This window comes from Shewanella sp. ALD9 (assembly GCF_002836315.1).
In the GTDB taxonomy this organism is placed as follows: domain Bacteria; phylum Pseudomonadota; class Gammaproteobacteria; order Enterobacterales; family Shewanellaceae; genus Shewanella.
Genome location: NZ_PJCD01000043.1, coordinates 86674 through 106099, shown reverse-complemented (window position 1 = coordinate 106099; position 19426 = coordinate 86674). Strand labels below are relative to the sequence as shown.

Annotated in this window: 18 protein-coding genes and 1 riboswitch; of the genes, 10 read left to right on the top strand and 8 right to left on the bottom strand. The window is 42.5% G+C overall.

The annotated features are described in order from the left end of the window. Nucleotides 1-54: 54 nt before the first annotated feature. A complete protein-coding gene (locus tag CXF88_RS20150) occupies nucleotides 55-921 on the bottom strand; it encodes a LysR family transcriptional regulator (RefSeq protein WP_101088567.1) in 867 nt (288 codons plus the stop codon). A gap of 121 nt (nucleotides 922-1042) precedes the next feature. Here CXF88_RS20150 and CXF88_RS20145 point away from each other — a divergent pair, with 121 nt between their 5' ends. Further along, on the top strand, nucleotides 1043-1675 hold the full coding sequence (locus CXF88_RS20145) for a TetR/AcrR family transcriptional regulator (RefSeq protein ID WP_101088566.1): 633 nt from the start codon (nucleotides 1043-1045) through the stop codon (nucleotides 1673-1675). 45 nt (nucleotides 1676-1720) lie between these two features. On the opposite strand, the gene gorA is transcribed toward CXF88_RS20145, so the two are convergent. From gorA to CXF88_RS20130, 3 genes are all read right to left on the bottom strand, one after another. Further along, entirely contained in the window at nucleotides 1721-3076 is a 1356-nt protein-coding gene (gene gorA, locus CXF88_RS20140; RefSeq protein WP_101088565.1) for a glutathione-disulfide reductase, read from the bottom strand. Nucleotides 3077-3152: 76 nt separating this feature from the next. Then, nucleotides 3153-3698 (bottom strand): hypothetical protein, encoded by a 546-nt coding sequence (locus CXF88_RS20135; RefSeq protein ID WP_101088564.1) that lies wholly within the window; start codon nucleotides 3696-3698, stop codon nucleotides 3153-3155. A gap of 78 nt (nucleotides 3699-3776) precedes the next feature. Then, nucleotides 3777-4541 (bottom strand): hypothetical protein, encoded by a 765-nt coding sequence (locus CXF88_RS20130; protein ID WP_242445216.1) that lies wholly within the window; start codon nucleotides 4539-4541, stop codon nucleotides 3777-3779. A gap of 367 nt (nucleotides 4542-4908) precedes the next feature. Between CXF88_RS20130 and prlC the strand changes: the two genes are divergently transcribed. The 4 genes from prlC (at nucleotide 4909) to CXF88_RS20110 (ending at nucleotide 8894) form a co-directional block, all read left to right on the top strand. Further along, the gene (gene prlC, locus CXF88_RS20125) at nucleotides 4909-6948 is read left to right on the top strand and encodes an oligopeptidase A (protein ID WP_101088562.1); all 2040 of its coding nucleotides are present in this window, start codon (nucleotides 4909-4911) and stop codon (nucleotides 6946-6948) included. A 282-nt stretch (nucleotides 6949-7230) separates the two neighbouring features. Continuing rightward, entirely contained in the window at nucleotides 7231-7806 is a 576-nt protein-coding gene (locus CXF88_RS20120) for a DUF2975 domain-containing protein (protein WP_242445215.1), read from the top strand. Next, the gene (locus CXF88_RS20115) at nucleotides 7806-8015 is read left to right on the top strand and encodes a helix-turn-helix transcriptional regulator (protein ID WP_011639279.1); all 210 of its coding nucleotides are present in this window, start codon (nucleotides 7806-7808) and stop codon (nucleotides 8013-8015) included. Before CXF88_RS20120 ends, CXF88_RS20115 begins: the two co-directional genes overlap by 1 nt. Nucleotides 8016-8030: 15 nt before the next feature. Next, nucleotides 8031-8894 carry an alpha/beta fold hydrolase gene (locus CXF88_RS20110; RefSeq protein ID WP_101088560.1) on the top strand — a complete coding sequence of 288 codons (864 nt, stop codon included), beginning with the start codon at nucleotides 8031-8033 and terminating at the stop codon, nucleotides 8892-8894. 63 nt (nucleotides 8895-8957) lie between these two features. Here the strand turns inward: CXF88_RS20110 and CXF88_RS20105 are convergent, their stop codons facing one another. From CXF88_RS20105 to ribB, 3 genes are all read right to left on the bottom strand, one after another. Further along, entirely contained in the window at nucleotides 8958-9344 is a 387-nt protein-coding gene (locus CXF88_RS20105; protein WP_101088559.1) for a VOC family protein, read from the bottom strand. Nucleotides 9345-9487: 143 nt separating this feature from the next. Further along, on the bottom strand, nucleotides 9488-9916 hold the full coding sequence (locus CXF88_RS20100) for a GNAT family N-acetyltransferase (RefSeq protein ID WP_101088558.1): 429 nt from the start codon (nucleotides 9914-9916) through the stop codon (nucleotides 9488-9490). A gap of 198 nt (nucleotides 9917-10114) precedes the next feature. Then, nucleotides 10115-10771 carry a 3,4-dihydroxy-2-butanone-4-phosphate synthase gene (gene ribB / locus CXF88_RS20095; protein ID WP_101088557.1) on the bottom strand — a complete coding sequence of 219 codons (657 nt, stop codon included), beginning with the start codon at nucleotides 10769-10771 and terminating at the stop codon, nucleotides 10115-10117. A 94-nt stretch (nucleotides 10772-10865) separates the two neighbouring features. Then, a riboswitch (FMN riboswitch) is annotated at nucleotides 10866-11035 on the bottom strand. A gap of 275 nt (nucleotides 11036-11310) precedes the next feature. Between ribB and CXF88_RS20090 the strand changes: the two genes are divergently transcribed. Further along, nucleotides 11311-11841, top strand: a complete 531-nt coding sequence (locus CXF88_RS20090) for a thioesterase family protein (protein ID WP_101088556.1) — start codon at nucleotides 11311-11313, stop codon at nucleotides 11839-11841. Nucleotides 11842-11938: 97 nt separating this feature from the next. After that, a complete protein-coding gene (locus tag CXF88_RS20085) occupies nucleotides 11939-12625 on the top strand; it encodes a DNA-3-methyladenine glycosylase I (protein WP_101088555.1) in 687 nt (228 codons plus the stop codon). A gap of 17 nt (nucleotides 12626-12642) precedes the next feature. Here the strand turns inward: CXF88_RS20085 and CXF88_RS20080 are convergent, their stop codons facing one another. Continuing rightward, nucleotides 12643-13260, bottom strand: coding sequence for a TetR/AcrR family transcriptional regulator (locus CXF88_RS20080; protein WP_101088554.1), 618 nt, complete (start codon nucleotides 13258-13260; stop codon nucleotides 12643-12645). 96 nt (nucleotides 13261-13356) lie between these two features. On the opposite strand from CXF88_RS20080, the gene CXF88_RS20075 reads away from it, so the two are divergent. From CXF88_RS20075 to CXF88_RS20065, 3 genes are all read left to right on the top strand, one after another. Continuing rightward, nucleotides 13357-14466 carry an MBL fold metallo-hydrolase gene (locus tag CXF88_RS20075; RefSeq protein ID WP_101088553.1) on the top strand — a complete coding sequence of 370 codons (1110 nt, stop codon included), beginning with the start codon at nucleotides 13357-13359 and terminating at the stop codon, nucleotides 14464-14466. Nucleotides 14467-14793: 327 nt separating this feature from the next. Further along, entirely contained in the window at nucleotides 14794-15942 is a 1149-nt protein-coding gene (locus tag CXF88_RS20070; protein WP_101088552.1) for an efflux RND transporter periplasmic adaptor subunit, read from the top strand. A 9-nt stretch (nucleotides 15943-15951) separates the two neighbouring features. Further along, nucleotides 15952-19107 carry an efflux RND transporter permease subunit gene (locus tag CXF88_RS20065; RefSeq protein ID WP_101088551.1) on the top strand — a complete coding sequence of 1052 codons (3156 nt, stop codon included), beginning with the start codon at nucleotides 15952-15954 and terminating at the stop codon, nucleotides 19105-19107. Nucleotides 19108-19426: the final 319 nt, after the last annotated feature.

Sequence of the window (19426 nt, the reverse complement as noted above, 5' to 3'; positions counted from 1 at the left end):
GTATGTAGGTATGTAAATAGTAGAGCAGGCAGAGCTGGTTGATGTGAGAACTGGCTAGTCGAGTTGATAGCCCTTGTGCTCGACATTGGCTTTAATCAAATTAATCAGCTGTAACGTAGCGTAGGTTTGCGTATCTGGGTTGAGATAAAGCGATTCATTAAACATGGGCAGTATAGGTAATCCATGTTCAATCGGGTCTAGCACCTGCATTTGGTCGGTGATTCTAAATTCGGCTATTGGCGCAATCACTAAGTCGTTCTCGACAGCCATGCATAAGGCTTGTGGTGATGGGGTCGACAGCAATACATTAATGGGCCGCATCGAGAGTCGATGGTTAGCAAACACTTGCGCTCTAATCGGGCAATTTTCTGGATATAAACCCATCAGGATCGTCTTGCGCTTATGAGCTTTGCCTTCGACCGCCGCAACCCACTTAAAGCGACGAGTAAAGAGTAATTCGCCGTTAGTCGGTAGTTGCCAATGGGTTGCGACAATGACGTCAAATTCCCCTTGGTGTAAGCGTTTGTATAAGTTACCACTTACGTCAGTGTCGATAACAAGCTCTATGTTAGTAAATTCGCGGATAAATTCTAATAAACAGCTGCTTAAGTAGCACTTTATAAAGTCGGTGGGTACACCAAGGCGGATCACTTCACGGTTTTGGCAATCTTTTAACTCATCAATAGCTTGTGAATTAAGTTGCATCATTTTATAGGCGTAGTTAAGCAGCGTTTCACCAGACTCGGTCAAGGTCACGCCTTTGTTGTCTCTAATCAGCAAGGTTTGGCCGACACTTTCTTCAAGTTTTTTAACTTGTAGGCTAAGTGTTGATTGGGTTCGGCAAATTTTATCGGCTGCTTTAGACAAGTTGCCACATTCAGCAATAGCAATAAAACTTTCTAATAATTCTATTTTTAACATGGGCTATTGAATAAGTTCATAGTGGTATCAGTATTACTCAATAAAGGGTATCCACAAAGCTTGCTATAGTGTAAATGTGAACTGTTAACGCTTTATTAACCCAAATAAGATGAGGCCCGAAATGAGCAGCTGGGAACAACGTGGCAACTATCTGATAGAAGTATCACAACGTTGTTTAAAAGGGCATAAAACCTTTGATTTATGCCGCTCGCATTTAGTTCAAGCTAGCCAGATATCTAAAGGCACCATCTACAATCACTTTACCTCAGAGGCCGACTTAATTATTGCCGTTGCCTGTGCGGACTACCGCAATTGGCTGATGCAAGCTGAACAAGACACGCAGCAGTATAGCGACCCTTATTTACGGTTTATTTTTCATCATTGCCAACGTTTGTATCGTATTTTGTCTGAGCAAGCATTTGTCATTGCCCGAGTGGTTCCTAACGAGGCCGTTTTATCACAAGCGAGTGATTACTATCGTGAGCGCTTTGATCGCGTGCTTGAGCAATATAAACAGTGGAATGCACAAACCTTAACGGAAATTGGTGAGGTCAGTGGTTTTAACCGTAGTGAGTTACTGTGTGACTATTTACGCGGTGCGATGATCAATAGTGATGATGCGCAAAAGCACTATAACGATGCAGAAATGTACTATCAACATAGTTTTGCTATGACGCAACTTATGGGGCATTCACAAAAGCGTCCACCTAATATTAAGGTGTTTGTACAGTGGTTGGCTGACAAAAAGGCATAAAAAAACCGTGTTTAATAACACGGCTTTTTATTAACTATTAGTAACTTAACGCATAGTAACAAACTCTTCTGCGCCAGTAGGATGTATCGCAACAACTGAGTCAAAGTCTGCTTTGGTTGCGCCCATTTTCATTGCCACGCCAAAACCTTGCAGTATTTCATCCATGCCAAAACCGATACCGTGAATACCGACAACCACTTCATTATCACCCGCACAAACCAGTTTCATTTTGCAGGCTTGGCGATGTGCTGTAACAGCTGAGTACATAGAGGTAAACGTTGAGGCGTAAACCTTAATATTGTCTTGGCCATACTTTTCAGCGGCTTCTGGTTCAGTTAAGCCCATGGTGCCGATGGGTGGATGGCTAAATACCACTGTCGGAATTAAGCTATAATCCATTTTGGCATCAGGTATGTTGCCGAATAAACGTTCTGACAATAAACGACCCGCTTTAATCGCGACGGGAGTTAATTCAACACCGCCCGCCATAATGTCGCCAACACAATAAACACCTTTCGCGGTGGTATTTTGCTGCTCATCAGTAATGACATAGCCTTTAGCATCTAACTGCACATCGGTATTTTCTAAGCCGATATTGCCCGTTGATGGTGAACGACCAATAGCCCAAATTAGGCAGTCAATCGTTAAGCTTTGGTCATTTTCTAATAGTAACGTCAGACTACCATCAGCATTTTTGGTGACCGATTTAGGTACGCTGTGAGTATGAAGCGTTGGGCCATCGGCGGCCATAGCATCAACTAATGCGTCGGTCAAAATTGGGTCAAAGTTACGTAGTGGTGCATGCTTACGTACTAATAAATGCGTTTCGCTGCCTAGTGCATGTAACACACCCGCAACTTCAACAGCTATATAACCGGCACCCACAACGGCTACACGCTTAGGTTGTTCACGTAATGCGAAGAAACCGTCTGAGTCGATACCGTATTGTGCACCAGGAATGTTAGGAATTGTTGGTGTTCCGCCAGTGGCAACCACAATATGGTCGGCAGTGTAGTGCTCGCCATCAACGTCAATGGTGTTGTTATTAATAAAGCGACCATAGCCATTTAATAAAGTGACTTTATTGCTCGCAAATCCACGGCTATAAGCATCATGAATGCGACTAATGTAGGCTTCACGATTGTCGACGAGTGTACTCCAATCGAATTTATTGACGGTAACATCAAAACCATAGTCTTTAGCGTAGAGGTTCAGCGCTTCAGCGACATGAGCGCCATACCACATGACTTTCTTAGGGACACAGCCGACGTTAACACAAGTGCCGCCAACGTGTTTTGCTTCAATAATTAATACTTTTGCGCCACGCATTGCTGCACGGTTTGCTGAGGCGATGCCGCCACTGCCTGCGCCAAGCGCGATATAGTCAAAATGTTGAGCCATGATGATCTCCACTAGTTTAATGTATCCATTGTAGGGGGGATTGTGTTTGCAATCTAGTCGTTAAACCAATGCATTGTTAACGTTTATGTTGGCATTCACCACGGTCAACGTTATTAGGGCCGCTGGTTGCGCACTTAAGACAGGTCCACTCGCTTTCCCTAATATCAATTTCATCTTGATAATGACTAAATTGACTGTTTTGGGTCTGACGTTGTTTTTTCTGAAGATGTTTTATGCGGTTATTGAGCCAGCGACAACTTGGATCATTGGCGATTGTTTTACTGGCTATAGCCGTGTTGGTTATGGTGGAGTGCTTTGAGATTGATGAGCGCGTGTTGTTTTGTTTGGTTGTTGGTTTTTTGTGGCTTGGTTTAAGGTAAATATCGTCGGCTCGATATTCTAACGCTGAGCGGTGCTCTGTGGGGATAACAATCACATTACCTTGATGATCGGTCGCGTATTGCGACGGGAGTGAGTTGGCATTGTCATTGGTTAATGGGGGGCGTTTATCGGGCTCTTTGATAATCAGTTTAGTGAGCTCGCTGGCAAGTAATGAGGTACTGAGTAGCATCATCAAAACCGCAAATAATACAAATAGCATATTGATAAGTCGAGTTAACATAAGCTTCCTTGCTTGAGTAAAGGTGGCATCCAGTAGCCCCTTTAGTCTAGTCTTGGATTGCTAAAATGCTAGCAAAGCTTAAAAACTCAGTTTGAAATGCACCCCTGCATAGGTTTGATCTAAGCTGCCCTGAATATCGTCGGCACTGGCTTGTTGCTTAATGTCCCCCTGGGCAATGCTGTGGCTAATGTGCGCAGACAATGCCATTGAATCATTAAGTTTCTGTTCGGCTTCTAGTCCAAATTGGAAATGGTTAGCACCGTTGTGTTCTTCACTGCTGTATTGAAAATCAAACCCCTGAACAATGTAAGGTGTCAAAGTGAAGTGTTGAGTGATTTCCCATGGACTATGTATGCTCAGTTCAATGAAATAGCCGCCAGCTTCGGTTGCATAAGTGTAGTTAACCGCGGGTACAAACCACGTTAATCCATTAACCGTTAACGCGCCGAAAAATTCATTATCAGAACAGCGCTCATCGCCATAAAATTCTAAGCGCTGATAGCCTACAGTGGCATCAATATTATTAGTGAGATGTAAGGTATATTCTAACCCTAGGTTCCATTCCACATAGTTCACCTGGTCTGCTCGACCTACAATGGCATAAACCGCTAGGTCGTTTTGTTCAATATTGCCCACTGCCCATGCAATACCGCCATGCTCTAAATTATTACGACCTTGAGTGACATAATTATTTTCCCAAGCAACATCAACCCCTGCAGTCGGCTGGTATTCTGCCGTGGCGAATGCTGACGAGGTTGTCAGTAAACACATCATAATAGCCATTGTGCGATAAAAGGCGCGGCTACAATGGTTACGGTTTGATAGGCAAAAATCAAAGGTCATGTTTATTGAACTCATAATAGAAAAATGGAACAGTGCTTTTAATAAAGCGAATGGTAGTCCTTTTAGTGGGAAAATAAATGATAATCAGTCTCGTTTGGGATCTGCCTGTCAATATTAGTGGTGTAAATAAAATGTAAAATTAAATTGGGATCTGAGTCACTCTATTTATTGAATAAACCAGCTAGGTAGTAGAGCTGGTTATACGTTGAATCAACGATAACATGGTCAAATTTGGCGATAAGAAGGTCAGAGTATCGCCTCGAAACCGAGGTTATATTTATTAGGATAATTGTTTCTACGCTTGAAAACGGCAACATTTAACCCAATATAGGCTAAATACTCACGCGACATATTTCGAGGAATCTTTATGAGCAATCCATTGCTAAGTAGCGCAGAATTACCAGAATTTTCAAAAATTAAACCTGAACACATTCAGCCTGCAGTTGAGCAAGCCATTGCCAAATGTCGTGAGACTATTGAAGTACTATTAGCAAAAAATAGCCAATACACTTGGGACAATCTCATTGAGCCTCTTGAAGACGTTGATGATGAGTTAAGTAAAATGTGGTCGCCGGTGTCGCACATGAACTCGGTGATCAGTAGTGATGAATTACGTGATGCTCACGATGCTTGTTTGCCGTTGTTGTCAGATTACGGCACCTATGTTGGCCAGCATCAAGGTTTGTACGAGGCGTATAAATCGATTCATGAATCGACAGACTTTGCCCAGTTAACTCAAGCGCAAAAAATGGTGATAGAGCAGAGCTTACGTGATTTTGAATTGTCGGGTATCGGTTTGGATGACAGTCAAAAAGCGCGCTATGGCGAAATGGTTAAACGCTTATCTGAACTCACCAGCAACTTTTCTAATCAACTGTTAGATGCCACCGAAGCGTGGACTAAGCTTATTACCGACGAAGCAGATTTAGCGGGTTTACCTGAGTCAGCCATCGCCGCAGCTAAAGCTATGGCCGACGCTAAAGAGCAAAAAGGTTGGTTATTCACCTTAGACTTTCCGTCTTATTTACCCGTAATGACCTATAGCGAAAACCGTGAGTTACGCGAAGAGTGTTACCGTGCATTTGTGACTCGCGCATCTGACCAGGGCCCGAATGCCGGTGAGTTTGATAACACCAATAACATGAATGAAATTGTGGCATTGCGTCATGAGTTAGCCAATTTACTCGGTTTTGCCAGCTACGCAGATAAATCGTTAGCCACCAAAATGGCAGAAAATCCAGCACAAGTATTGGGCTTTTTAAACGAGTTAGGCGAACGGTCTAAAGACCAAGCGTCAACTGAATTAGCCGAACTGCGTGCCTTTGCCAAAGACCATTACAACGTGACCGAAATGGCCTCATGGGATTTGAGTTTTTACGCTGAAAAACTGCAGCAACACAAGTACGAAGTGTCGCAAGAAATATTGCGTCCGTATTTCCCAGAAGACAAAGTCTTGTCAGGCTTGTTCTATACCGTTAATCGCTTATTTGGTTTAACTATTAGCGAACAAAAAGGCGTAGACACTTGGCATAAGGATGTTCGTTTCTTCCATATTCATGACGCCGATAAAGTACATCGTGGCAGCTTCTACCTAGATTTGTATGCTCGTAGCGGTAAACGTGGCGGCGCATGGATGGACGATTGTCGCAGTCGCCGGGTTACCTCTACTGGTTTGCAAAAGCCGGTGGCCTATTTAACCTGTAACTTTAATGGTCCTGTCGATGGCAAACCGGCGTTGTTTACCCATGACGAAGTCACCACCATGTTCCATGAGTTTGGCCACGGCATTCACCACATGTTAACCAAAGTGGATGTGGGCGGAGTGTCGGGTATCAATGGTGTACCTTGGGATGCAGTAGAGCTGCCAAGTCAGTTTATGGAAAACTGGTGCTGGCAAGAAGAAGCATTAGCGGAAATTTCTGGCCACTATGAAACGGGCGAACCATTACCAAAAGCATTGTTAGACAAAATGCTAGCGGCCAAAAACTTCCAGTCGGGCATGATGATGGTGCGCCAACTTGAGTTTTCACTGTTCGATTTTAGAATGCACCACGAGTTTGACCCCGCTAAAGGCGTCGATATCCAAGGTATTTTAGACCAAGTTCGCAGCCAAATTGCGGTATTAACCCCGCCAAGCTTTAACCGTTTTCAACACGGTTTTGCCCACATTTTTGCGGGTGGTTATGCCGCAGGTTATTACAGCTATAAATGGGCCGAAGTATTATCGGCAGATGCGTTCTCGCGTTTTGAAGCCGAAGGTATTTTTAATGCTGAAACAGGTAAAAGCTTCCTAAATAACATTCTTGAAATGGGGGGAAGTGAAGAGCCAATGGAGCTATTTAAACGCTTCATGGGCCGTGAACCCAATACAGATGCTTTATTGCGTCACTGTGGTATTGCTGTGTAAACCAAGCAAAATACATGGTTAAAAAATTAACAGCATAAACGCGAGTTTATGCTTTTTTTTTTGCTGTTCAATCGACAATAAGTATACCCATTTCGCACTAAATTCATCACAGCCAGTAAACTACAGCATCTACTTTAGGTATTAAATTCAACAAACTGATCTTGCTGTTCACGTTATATATATCGTTACGGCAAACTTAAAAGTATCGTTTATCGATAATTTTTTGCTGATAAAAGGTTTGTGTGTTAACTTCAGTTTAACATTAACCAGCTTAGAATGATCATGGATAGAATTGTCTCGTTAAGTAAATGGATTAAATTGCTGATTGTATTTTTAGCTTTATTACAAGTCACTAGTTATAGCGGCACTATGGTGTTCGGAGAATTCCAAGCGGGTGAATATGTGTTAACCATTGATTGGTGGGGTTGGTTTAGTAGTTATCTAGCTGTCGACTTTGGTACACCTTGGCAAGCTCTCGCTCAAAGCCTTTATGATGCGGGATTTCATCCTGGGATCATTCTGGGCAGTGTTGAAATTCTACCTTACCTGTTTATTTACTCTTTTCTCTACCAACTTTTTGGTCTGTATCAGCAAGGTCATGTGTTTACTCCACGTAACTTCCGCTGCTTGAGCCGTATTGCCTTGGTATTTTTAGTCTGGATTTTACTCAGCCTTTTCTACCCGATGATCATCGCATTTACATTGCACTTTAGTGGTACATCTAGTGCGGTACCTGTTTATTTTAGCCTTGGCAGTCAAGAATTAAAGTATGCACTTTTCGGAATGATTTTTTACTGTGTGGCATGGGTAATGAAGCATGCAACTGAGCTTCAAGAAGAGGCGGAGTTGACAATTTAATGGCCATAATTATTGAGCTGGATGTGATGTTGGCAAGGCGAAAAATGAAGTCCACTGAACTAGCTGAATTGATAGGTATAACCCCTCAAAATTTGTCGGTGCTTAGAAGTGGCCGCGCAAAAGCGATTCGATTTTCGACACTAGACGCTATTTGCCAGCATTTACAATGCTCGCCAGGTGACATTTTAGTCCACAAGGACGATGAATAAATTAAGGACAATAATATGCAAAATTTGCTTAAAAAAATAACCACAGTTGCAATGTTAGGCACCACAATGCTGGTTACTTCAGGGTGTACTATGCGCCTAAGTGAAAGCACCTTTATTGCCAGCGATGAAGTCCCCGCAGCCTTTACCGCTGAGTTTACTCAAGAATTACAGCAGGCGATGCCTAATCATTTGATTACCCCAGTCAGCTTAGAGTCAATTGATCACGTTAAGTTAAATGGTTTTTATATCGATAACCCCAATAGCCTTACAACCTTGGTCTTTTATCAAGGCAACGGCATGAAAATCGAACCACATGGCCTGTCGGTACTGACCACATTATCAACGCTCAATACCGACATTTTAGTAATGGATCGTCGTGGATTAGGGGCAAGTGAAGGCCAACCAAGCATTAACAATATTATTGCAGATGCACAGCAACAACTGGATTATTTACATCAGCAATATCAGCCTGAAAAAGTGATATTGCACGGTTACTCACTAGGCAGTTTTATTGCCGCTGATTTAGCAAAAAATAATAAAATAGATGCGCTGGTTTTACACGGTTCAGCAACTAATGCCGACGACTGGGTTGATGAAAAAACACCGTGGTATATGGCACCGTTTATGACTTTGGAAATGTCAGAAGATTTTCGTAAAACAGATAATAAGCAAGTGGTAGCGCAATATTATCAAGGGCCATTATTGGTGATTGCGGCAGAAGATGATGAAGAAGTCCCGCCTGAACTGTCTGAAAAACTGTTTGTCGCTAGTCAGTCAGCCAATAAGCAGTTAATTATGGTGCCCAACGTTGGCCATCAAGGCATGTTAGACGATGCCAATACCATGAGTCAGTATCAAACGTTTATTACGGCATTGTGATTTAGTTTGTCTCCAAATTAATTTCACATGGATGTGAACAGATTCATTAAGCCACAATAGTTGCTATTGACCTAAAGGCGGCTGCCATAACTCGACTTTATTACCTTCAGGATCGATGACCCACGCAAACTTGCCGTATTCAGATTCATCTATTTTATCGAGGACATTACAGCCTTCTGCTTTGAGGGCTGCTATGACAGCGTGAAGGTCTTCAACGCGATAGTTGATCATAAATGGGGCTTGGCTTGGGGAAAATTGGTCGCTTTTCTCTGAACTCACCGCCCAGATAGTGGTTCCACCTACGGGCTTGTTATTTGAGTCGCTCCAAGAAAAAGCCGCGCCGCCCCATTCTTGAACATCAATGCCCAGATGACGCTTGTACCAAGCCTGCAATGCAGGTGCATCTTTTGCTTTAAAAAATATGCCGCCGATACCAGTGACGCGTTTCATGTGAACCTCCATATATCATGTTTAAAACCATGTTCTGCTATAGGGCTAGTGTCCTAATATTGGTTGCTGAGTAATATGTTAACGTTACAAATATGCTTTTTTTAAAGTGTTATAACCAATTTTTTATGTGGGTTGGAATGAGTCTATGAGCTGCTAATTTGCATAAAATATTCGTGCTGATCTTCACCGGTAATTTCAAACCCTAACCTTTTGTATAGTTGCAACGCAGGGTTCTGTTTTAATACAGTTAACTCAATCAATTTTGGCTTCGAGTCTGTGATAATTTGTTGTAATATTTTTTGACCAAATCCTTGCCTTTGAAACAATGGATGGATTTGGATCTGCATGATTTCGACTGTAGCTTCACTGACTCGATATTTTAACGTCCCGATTAACTCGTTGGCGTACATGACCAGATAAGAGCATTCATAAGCATCGTTTAATCTATATTCATGTTGCGCATCAGACAAGAACTGCCCAGACTTTTCTAAATGCTCAACCATGGTTAATTTACGTAAATCGAGTAGGTAGGTTTTGTCTTTTTCGGTGGCGGGAATAAATTCACATCTCATTTATACCTCGTTGCGCATCGGTTATGACGTTTGACTTGTAATATGACATTACTATAAGCCAAATAGAACTTAATCTATATTTAAGATATTTTTTATAACTTATTAGATGTAAAAAAAGAGGCGCCATTTAATAATGCGCCTCTTATTTTTATCTGATAGTGCGTCACTCTTGTGACAGCCTATTAATAACTTTATTAATTACGCCAGCTTTAAATCATACTGGTTACGGTACATCACCATGTCTTCGATGGTGAGTACAGGCATGTTGTGCTTAAGGCCAAAGGCGATAATTTCTGGTGTTTTGGCCATGCTGCCATCTTCGTTGGCCAGTTCGCATAATACGCCAGCGGGCATTAAGCCTGCCATTTGCATTAAGTCGACAGTGCCTTCGGTATGACCGCGACGAGACATCACTCCGCCAGCGCGAGCACGTAATGGGAATACGTGTCCAGGATGAGCCAAGTCAGATGCTTTGGCATCGCGGTTTGCGGCAGTTTTAATGGTGGTCACGCGATCTTGAGCGGAAACGCCAGTGGTAACACCGTGCTTTGCTTCAATGGAGATGGTAAACGCAGTTTGATTGGCGCTGTTGTTATTAATAACCATTGGCGGCAATTGTAACTTGTTGGCGTGTTCGTCAGTTAAGCATAAACACACAATGCCGCTGCATTCGCGGATCATTAATGCCATTTGGGCTGTGGTTAAATACTCGACAGAATAAATTATGTCGCCTTCATTTTCACGATCTTCATCATCGAGTAGTAATACGCCTCGGCCTTCTCTAAGCGCTGCTAATGCGTTTTCTACACGGGTGATTGGTTCGCCAAATTCGGCAAGTAGTGATAACTGATTCATGGTTGTACTCCTAAAATGACCAGAATCAGGGCTTGTAAAGAGGGATATAAATCCAAAACAAATTGCATCAACAAGCCGGGGCTAATTGATGTATCTCTATTCTCTCTCATCCGGACTATAACCGTCGGCTCTGGACTGTTAGGCATTACTCATGAGTAAAACCTAAGTCACCAGATCTGCTGACCTCGACGAATCGAGCGCTCGCGGGCTCACTTTTTCAAGTTTACCGCCGGTGGGGAATTGCGCCCCGCCCTGAGAATTATAAACAATGTGTTTGCGCTGATTTGGCTGTAATCGACTCAACGACTACGGCGTTATTGTTAGTAAGTTACGTGAAACTCAGTTAACTCACTGTCAATTTAATCAAAACGCCTCGCTATGTTAATCAGTTAAGCCACAGATGAAAAGGGGGATAAGTCTCAAAAAGAGTAACAAATAAAGTGTAATGCCAATTTTGTGCTACCAAATACAGCTAAAGCCGCTTGCTCGCTGGTATGACCTTTGTTAGCCTGTCGCGCTTACATTAGGAGTAACCGTGCATGAATCTGTATTTTCGTATTATTTTGTTGTTTTTATGGCGAATAGGTCATTGTAAAAGTATTGGTTTTTTAGGCACTAGCCGAATTGATTATCGTGCTTTACCGTTAGATTGCGATATCAATATGCATTTAACTAACTCGCGTTATCCTGCTTTTATGGATTTAGCGCGCACCTATTTGATTGCCGAAATGGGTTTGATGAAACAGTTTCTAAAAAACAAATGGTTACCGATAGTGAATGCGGCAGAGTTTACTTATATCCGCGATATTAAGCCGTTTGAAAAGTTTACCATTGAAACTAAAATCGTTGGTTGGGACGAAAAATACTTTTATATTGAGCATCGTATGGTTACCGCCCGTGGTTTACATTGCATTGCGCATGTTCGTGGTGTGTTTGTATGTCGAGGTAAACAAGTGCCTATTGAAACCTTAATTGCTGCTGCCGGTTACACAGGTGACACACCTGAAATGCCTGCTGAAGTGGTTAAATGGAAACAGTTTTTACAACTTAAAAAAGAACGTAATATATAGCGTTAGTTGTTTTTGGTATCAATGTTAATGTTTAAAGATCAACAAGCCTTTATCTGCCGTATTGGCAGATTATCGATTGGGTTAAAGGAGCTACGCGGTGGCATTAGAAAAGTTCAGTGATATTTGGGCGCGAGCATGTGAGCGTAAAGGCGGGCCGGCGGCAGTTAAGTCATTGCTGCCTGGCACTCTCGATGCCGATGAAATCAGCGAATATACTGATGCGCAGTTATTGTCTGTTATGAGTAAACGCGTGTTTCAAAGTGGCTTTGTGTGGCGAGTGGTTGATAACAAATGGCCAGCTTATGAAAAAGCCTTTTTTGACTTTGAACCAATGAAAGTGCTGATGCTGTCACCCGATCAAATTCAACAGCGGGCAACCGACCCAGTGCTTATTCGGCATCAAAAGAAAACCCAGGCGATTGTTGATAACGCTTATATGATCCAGCAGATTAATGCTGAACACGGCAGTTTTGCGGAATTTATTGCGAATTGGCCAAGTGATGATATTACTGGTTTGTGGCAAGTGCTTAAAAAGCGCGGCACCCGTTTAGGTGGCAATACTGGGCCTTATTTTTTACGTGCAATAGGTAAAGATACCTTTTTATTAAGCCAAGATGTGCAGTCATATTTAACTGCTCATAACGTCGTTGATGCTGGCTTTACATCGCAAACCGCTTTACGCCAAACCCAAGCTGCATTCAATCATTGGCAACAAGAATCTGGCATGAGTTTAGCGCATATCAGCCGTATTATTTCATTCGGTGTGGGTGATAACCGAGTGTAGAGTAGCCAACAATGGACTTATGCCTGATAACGACATAAAAACATGGTAACGATGCTTGCGGCAATGTCATCTTTTTGTAGTTCGTTTAATGGCTCTTCGACTTGAAATATTAATGGCCAAAAACATTGGCCTTTAATCAAGCTTTGCACTTCTGTTTGGGCCCGTTCCACATTTTTCACTGTTAAGCGTCCGTCCAGCGTTGCTGCTTTAATCCAGCGCAAAATAGCCGTTTCTTCTTTAATTACCTTTTGTAATTCTTCTTGCATTTCAGTGGTATAAAACAGATGGCCAATCACCATTCGCGATACTTCAACGTGCTCTTCTGATTGAATATAATCCATATCAAAACGCACCAACTGTTGCAGTTGTTCAGCCAAAGGTTGATGTGAGTCATATACCACAGAGGGTTGAGATAATGCTTGTTGCCATAAATCAGTCATCAAGGTCATCACCAAAGCTTCTTTGGTGGCAAAGTGGTTGTACACTGTTCGCTTAGACACTCCAGCTACTTCGGCTAATTTATCCATACTCGTTGCCGCAACCCCTAATTCTTTAAAGGTTGTTCTAGCTGCTTCAATAATCGCGGCGCGTTTAATCTGGCTGCGTGTTTGCTTTTCTGTGTTCATTGGTTTCATCTAATCAATCTTATTGTAATATTTTACACTGAGTAGTTTACTTTTCAACAAGGGATTATTAAACTACACCGTGTAGTTTACTTTTGGAAGCGATAGATGAAAATATTAATGAGTCTTTTAGTCGCGCTTGGTGCATTGATTGTGATTATTTTGATCAATAAATATTGGACTGAATTGCGTGGAAATAAGACACAAATCTTCAGCAATACCGAGAAAGTCTATCAAGCGGGTATTAGCAGCTTATGGCCAATTGCCAAAGCCTATTGGTCGACAAAGCGTCAAGCGCCCATTCCCCAAGGTGTGATCCCATTAGAAGCATTAACCCCAGAGATATTGGCTCAATCGACACAAGATACCGTTTATCGTTTAGGTCATTCGACGTTATTGATGCGTCTTGATGGCGAATATTTATTGATTGATCCGGTATTTAGCGAGCGAGCATCACCGGTGCAGTGGGCAGGACCGAAACGTTTTCATCAATCGCCAATCAGTATTGCTGATTTACCGGCAATAAAGGCGGTGATTATTAGCCATGATCATTACGACCACCTCGATAGCGCTGCCATTGAGCAATTGGCTACCAAGGTGCAACATTTTGTTACCCCACTTAAAGTGGGTAAGTACTTAACGGCTTGGGGCGTTGATCCTATTCAAGTGACCGAACTGGAATGGTGGCAGTCTGTTGAATTAAATGGCTTGAGTATTACCGCGACACCAGCGCAACATTTTTCAGGCCGTGGCTTGCTTGATCGGAACCAAACCTTATGGGCGAGTTGGGTTATTCAAGGTTTACAACATAAGGTGTTTTTTAGCGGAGACAGCGGCTATTTTAGTGGATTTAAAGAAATTGGTGAGCGTTATGGGCCATTTGATCTCAGCATGATTGAAACGGGCGCCTATAATGAATTGTGGAGTGATATTCATATGTTGCCAGAGCAAAGCCTACAGGCGCATATTGATGTTAAAGCAAAGGCAATGATGCCAGTACACAATGGCACTTTTGATTTAGCGTTACATGATTGGTTTGAGCCTTTTGAACGTATCAACCTGTTAGCTAAACAGCAAAATGTCACCTTGTTAACGCCAAAATTTGGTCAAGCGGTGATGTTAGCCAATCCGCAAGCTAGCGAGTTGTGGTGGCGTGCCATTATGCTTGACCCACAAAAAACAGATGAATTAAATAAGGTTGTCATCAACAATAACTAAGTTAATGTATTAACAGTGAACGTAGGCATGGATAGTTAATCCATAAATTGACTTTACCAGCATGTTACCAGGTAGTGTATTTAATGACTTAATAGGTAATGTTTGTTTGATTACCTGCGTATCGATTACAGTTTGATAACATATTCAATATATTTAACTGAAACTTATTATTTATTTACAATTTATTCGCATTAGCTTAGTTGTTTGAATTTTATACCTATGCGATAAAGTACACAGAAAATTTAACAGTTTAATTTTAGCTATTTTCAAATGAAATTCCTCAAGACTGAGGTGTCATATTGAAAATAAATTGGAGTAGGAGCACTCATGCACAAAGCATTGAAAGTCGCCGCAGTTATTTCTGCTGCATTATGGATTACCGCATGTGGTCAAGGGGATGAAAATGCCCAGTCACAGCAACCGCGACCACCTACACCCGTTGGCGTGATGACAGTTGAAGCAATTTCGCAAGCGATTAAGGTTGAATTACCGGGTCGAAGCCGTGCCTTTTTAGAAGCTGAAGTGCGTCCACAAGTGTCAGGTATTATCACTAAGCGTGCTTTTACCGAAGGCACCGAAGTTAAACAAGGTCAATCTCTGTATCAAATTGATGCAGCCACTTATAAAGCGGCATTAGTGAGTGCAGAAGCCGATCTTGCTAGCGCAAATGCGGGTTTAGCCTCAGCAAAAGCCAAAGCGGCGCGTTATGCCAAATTAGTCAAAACCAATGCAGTCAGTAAGCAAGATTTTGACGAGACGGAAGCGTTATTTAAAGAAGCACAAGCTTCAGTAGCGGTAGCGAAAGCCGCTATTAATACCGCGACCATCAACACCGAATATACTGAAGTTAAAGCACCGATCTCTGGTCGTATTGGTAAGTCATCTGTTACTGCTGGCGCGTTAGTGACCGCTAATCAAAGTAATACCTTAGCGACAATTCAACAGCTTGATCCGATTAACATCGACATCGTTCAGTCAAGTGCACAATTATTGCGTTTAAAAGCCAATTTACGTTCAGGCCAGTTATTGAAAAGTGACAATGCTAAAGTGACCTTAATTCTTGAAGACGGCAGAACATACGATCAACAAGGTATATTACAATTTGCTGAAGTGAATGTAGACGAAACTACTGGTTCAGTGACGTTACGTGCCGAGTTCCCTAACCCTGACGGTACCTTGTTACCCGGTATGTATGTGCGTGCGCTATTAAATGCTGGCCAAGATCCACAAGCTATTTTAGTGCCTCAACGTGCCATTACCCGTAATTCCAAAGGCCAAGCGGTTGCAATGATAGTAAACCAAGACAGTAATGTTGAAATGCGCGTGGTACAAACCGCTGAAGTGATTGGTCATCAATGGCGTATTGTCGATGGTTTGTCTGTTGGCGATAAGTTAATTGTCGAAGGATTACAAAAAATCCGCCCTGGTGCACCGGTTTCTGCACAGGTGTTAACGGCTGACCAACCACAAAAGTAGGGAATCATTATGGCTCGTTTTTTTATTGATCGCCCTATTTTTGCGTGGGTGATTGCACTATTAATTATGCTTGCAGGTGTGTTAGCCATCAGAGGCTTACCCATTGCACAGTATCCAAGTATTGCACCGCCAACCGTAGTGATCAGTGCTTTCTATCCAGGTGCGTCTGCCAAAACCATGGAAGACACAGTCACTCAGGTGATTGAGCAGCGCATGACTGGGCTTGATCACTTACGCTATATTTCTTCAACCAGTGACAGTTTTGGTAATGCGAAGATTACCCTAACGTTTAATGCTGAGGCTGATCCAGATATTGCTCAAGTACAAGTTCAAAATAAGCTGCAAGCGGCTACGCCCTTGTTGCCTACTGAAGTTCAACAGCAAGGTGTACAAGTTAACAAGTCCAGTTCTGGATTTTTAATGGTACTTGGTTTTGTGTCTTCTGACGGTTCGATGGGCAAAAGCGATATTTCTGATTATGTTGCTGCCAACGTTCAAGACCCAATGAGCCGTGTACCTGGTGTGGGTGAACTCACGCTTTTTGGTGCGCAGTATGCGATGCGTATTTGGTTAGACCCGTTTAAGTTAACTCAATACAAATTAACCAGTATTGATATTATTGCGGCAATACGTGAGCAAAATGCCCAGATATCAGCAGGACAATTAGGTGGTGCCCCTTCGGTTGCAGGTCAAGAACTTAACGCGACCGTATCAGCACAGAGCCGCTTACAAACCCCTGAGCAATTTAAGCAAATTATTGTTAAATCTGACTCATCAGGTGCCAATGTTTATTTAGGCGATGTCGCCAGAGTTGAGTTAGGTGCAGAAAGCTACGCAGTAGACTCATATTACAATGGTAAACCAGCGTCGGGCCTTGCATTCAAGCTGGCTACAGGCGCGAATGCGTTAGACACGGCAGAAGGCATTAAAGCCAAAGTTAATGAGATGAAAGAGTTTTTTCCTCAGGGACTTGAAGTCGTTTATCCCTATGATACAACGCCATTCGTAGAGCAATCGATAGAAGGTGTAGTGCACACATTGATAGAAGCCATTGTGTTGGTATTCTTGATTATGTATCTGTTCTTACAAAATTTTAGAGCAACGCTTATTCCTACCATCGCTGTACCAGTAGTATTGCTAGGTACGTTTGCTGTGCTATCAGCAGCAGGTTTCACCATCAACACCTTAACCATGTTTGCCATGGTGTTGGCCATTGGTTTGCTGGTGGACGATGCGATTGTGGTGGTGGAAAACGTCGAACGCGTGATGTCGGAAGAAGGCTTAAGTCCGCTGGAAGCCACCCGTAAATCGATGGACCAAATTACCAGTGCGTTAGTGGGTATTGGTTTGACCCTGTCAGCTGTATTTGTACCAATGGCATTTATGTCTGGGTCGACAGGGGTTATTTATCGTCAGTTCTCGATCACCATTGTATCGGCTATGGCCTTGTCGGTGTTTGTGGCAATTGTACTAACGCCTGCGTTATGTGCCACCATGCTAAAGCCTGTTAAAAAAGGCCATACTCATGCAGATACCGGTTTCTTCGGTTGGTTTAACCGTAAATTTGATGCCATGACATCACGTTATGAATCAAGTGTTGGCAGTATTTTAAAGCGTTCATTTCGTGTCATGTTGATCTACGTTGGTTTGGTTATCGCAGTGGCCTGGATTTTCTTACGCATGCCAACTGCATTTTTACCCGACGAAGACCAAGGTATCTTGTTTACCCAAGCTATTTTGCCAACCAACTCAACCCAAGAAAGCACGGTTAAGGTCTTAAAAGAGGTATCCGACTATTACCTTACCGAAGAAAAAGAACTCGTAAATTCAGTGTTTACTGTGGCGGGCTTTAGTTTTGCGGGTTCTGGTCAAAACATGGGTATTGCGTTTGTGAGCCTAAAAGATTGGTCCACACGTGAAGCGCCGGGTGAAGATGTTAAGTCGTTAGCGGGTCGAGCTATGGGTCGCTTTATGCAAATTAAAGAAGCCTTAGTGTTTGCCTTTGTGCCGCCATCAGTGATTGAACTTGGTACCGCAAATGGTTTTGACGTTTACTTAAAAGACTTAAACGGTCAAGGACATGCCAAGTTAATTGAGGCGCGTAATCAATTATTGGGCATGGCTGCGCAAAACGCTAATCTTGTAGGGGTTCGTCCAAATGGACAAGAAGATGCGCCTATCTATAAAATTAATGTTAATCACGCCAAATTACGTGCTTTAGACATTGATATTAATAGTGTGAACAGTGTCTTGGGTACCGCGTGGGGTGGGTCGTATGTGAATGACTTTATCGACCGTGGCCGAGTTAAGAAAGTTTATGTTCAGGGTGAGGCTAAATACCGTATGCAACCTGGCGACTTAGACTCTTGGTATGTGCGTAACAATAATGGTGAAATGGTGCCGTTTTCGGCATTCGCATCAGGTTCCTGGGAGTTTGGTTCACCTCAGTTACAACGTTTTAACGGTGTGCCTGCGGTTAACATTCAGGGCGCTACAGTCCCGGGCTACAGTACCGGTGCGGCGATGGATGCACTTGAAAAAATGGCTGAGAAGCTTCCACCTGGCTATGGCTTAGAGTGGAATGGTTTGTCGTACGAAGAGCGTTTATCGGGTAACCAAGCGCCTAGCTTATATGCGTTATCTATTTTAATCGTATTTTTAGTGTTAGCGGCATTGTATGAAAGCTGGTCGGTACCATTATCGGTCATTTTAGTTGTTCCACTCGGGATTATTGGTGCCTTACTGGCAATGAGTGCCCGTGGTCTGCCTAATGACGTATTTTTCCAAGTAGGCTTGCTAACCACGGTGGGCTTGGCGACTAAAAATGCCATTCTAATTGTCGAGTTTGCTAAGGAATACTACGAGAAAGGCTCAGGCTTAATTGAGGCAACCTTGCATGCTGTTAGAGTACGTTTACGCCCAATTCTAATGACCTCTTTAGCATTTGGTCTAGGTGTTGTGCCATTAGCGATTAGCTCAGGAGTAGGCTCTGGTAGCCAAAATGCCATCGGTACTGCGGTATTGGGCGGTATGATGACCTCCACCTTCTTAGGTATCTTCTTTGTGCCGTTATTCTTTGTGGTGGTTGAACGCATTTTCAGTAAGCGTGAAAAACCGACTGAAGAGGAAAATGAAAAAGTGGATAATGATAGAAAAGATATTTAATTTTTTACATTATTGATTGTCAAAAGCCCAGTTTTGCTGGGCTTTTTTGTGACTATTGTTTCTCGATAGATGCAGCTGCTAATAAATAGCCTTAATGGTGTTAAGTCAGCATTATTAAACGATATTTTGATTATTTGTGCAGGGGAAACTGTAAATGTGTTTAAAAAACACTCTTGTGCGAATGGTTTTAGGTAGTTGATAAAACTAAAGATTAAAATTTTAACTGTATAGTATTCAACCGTGCTAGTACTATTTTTTGTGTTATAGTTAAGATCTGAATCAAAACAGTTTATTAACATCTATTGGTGTTTGGCTTACT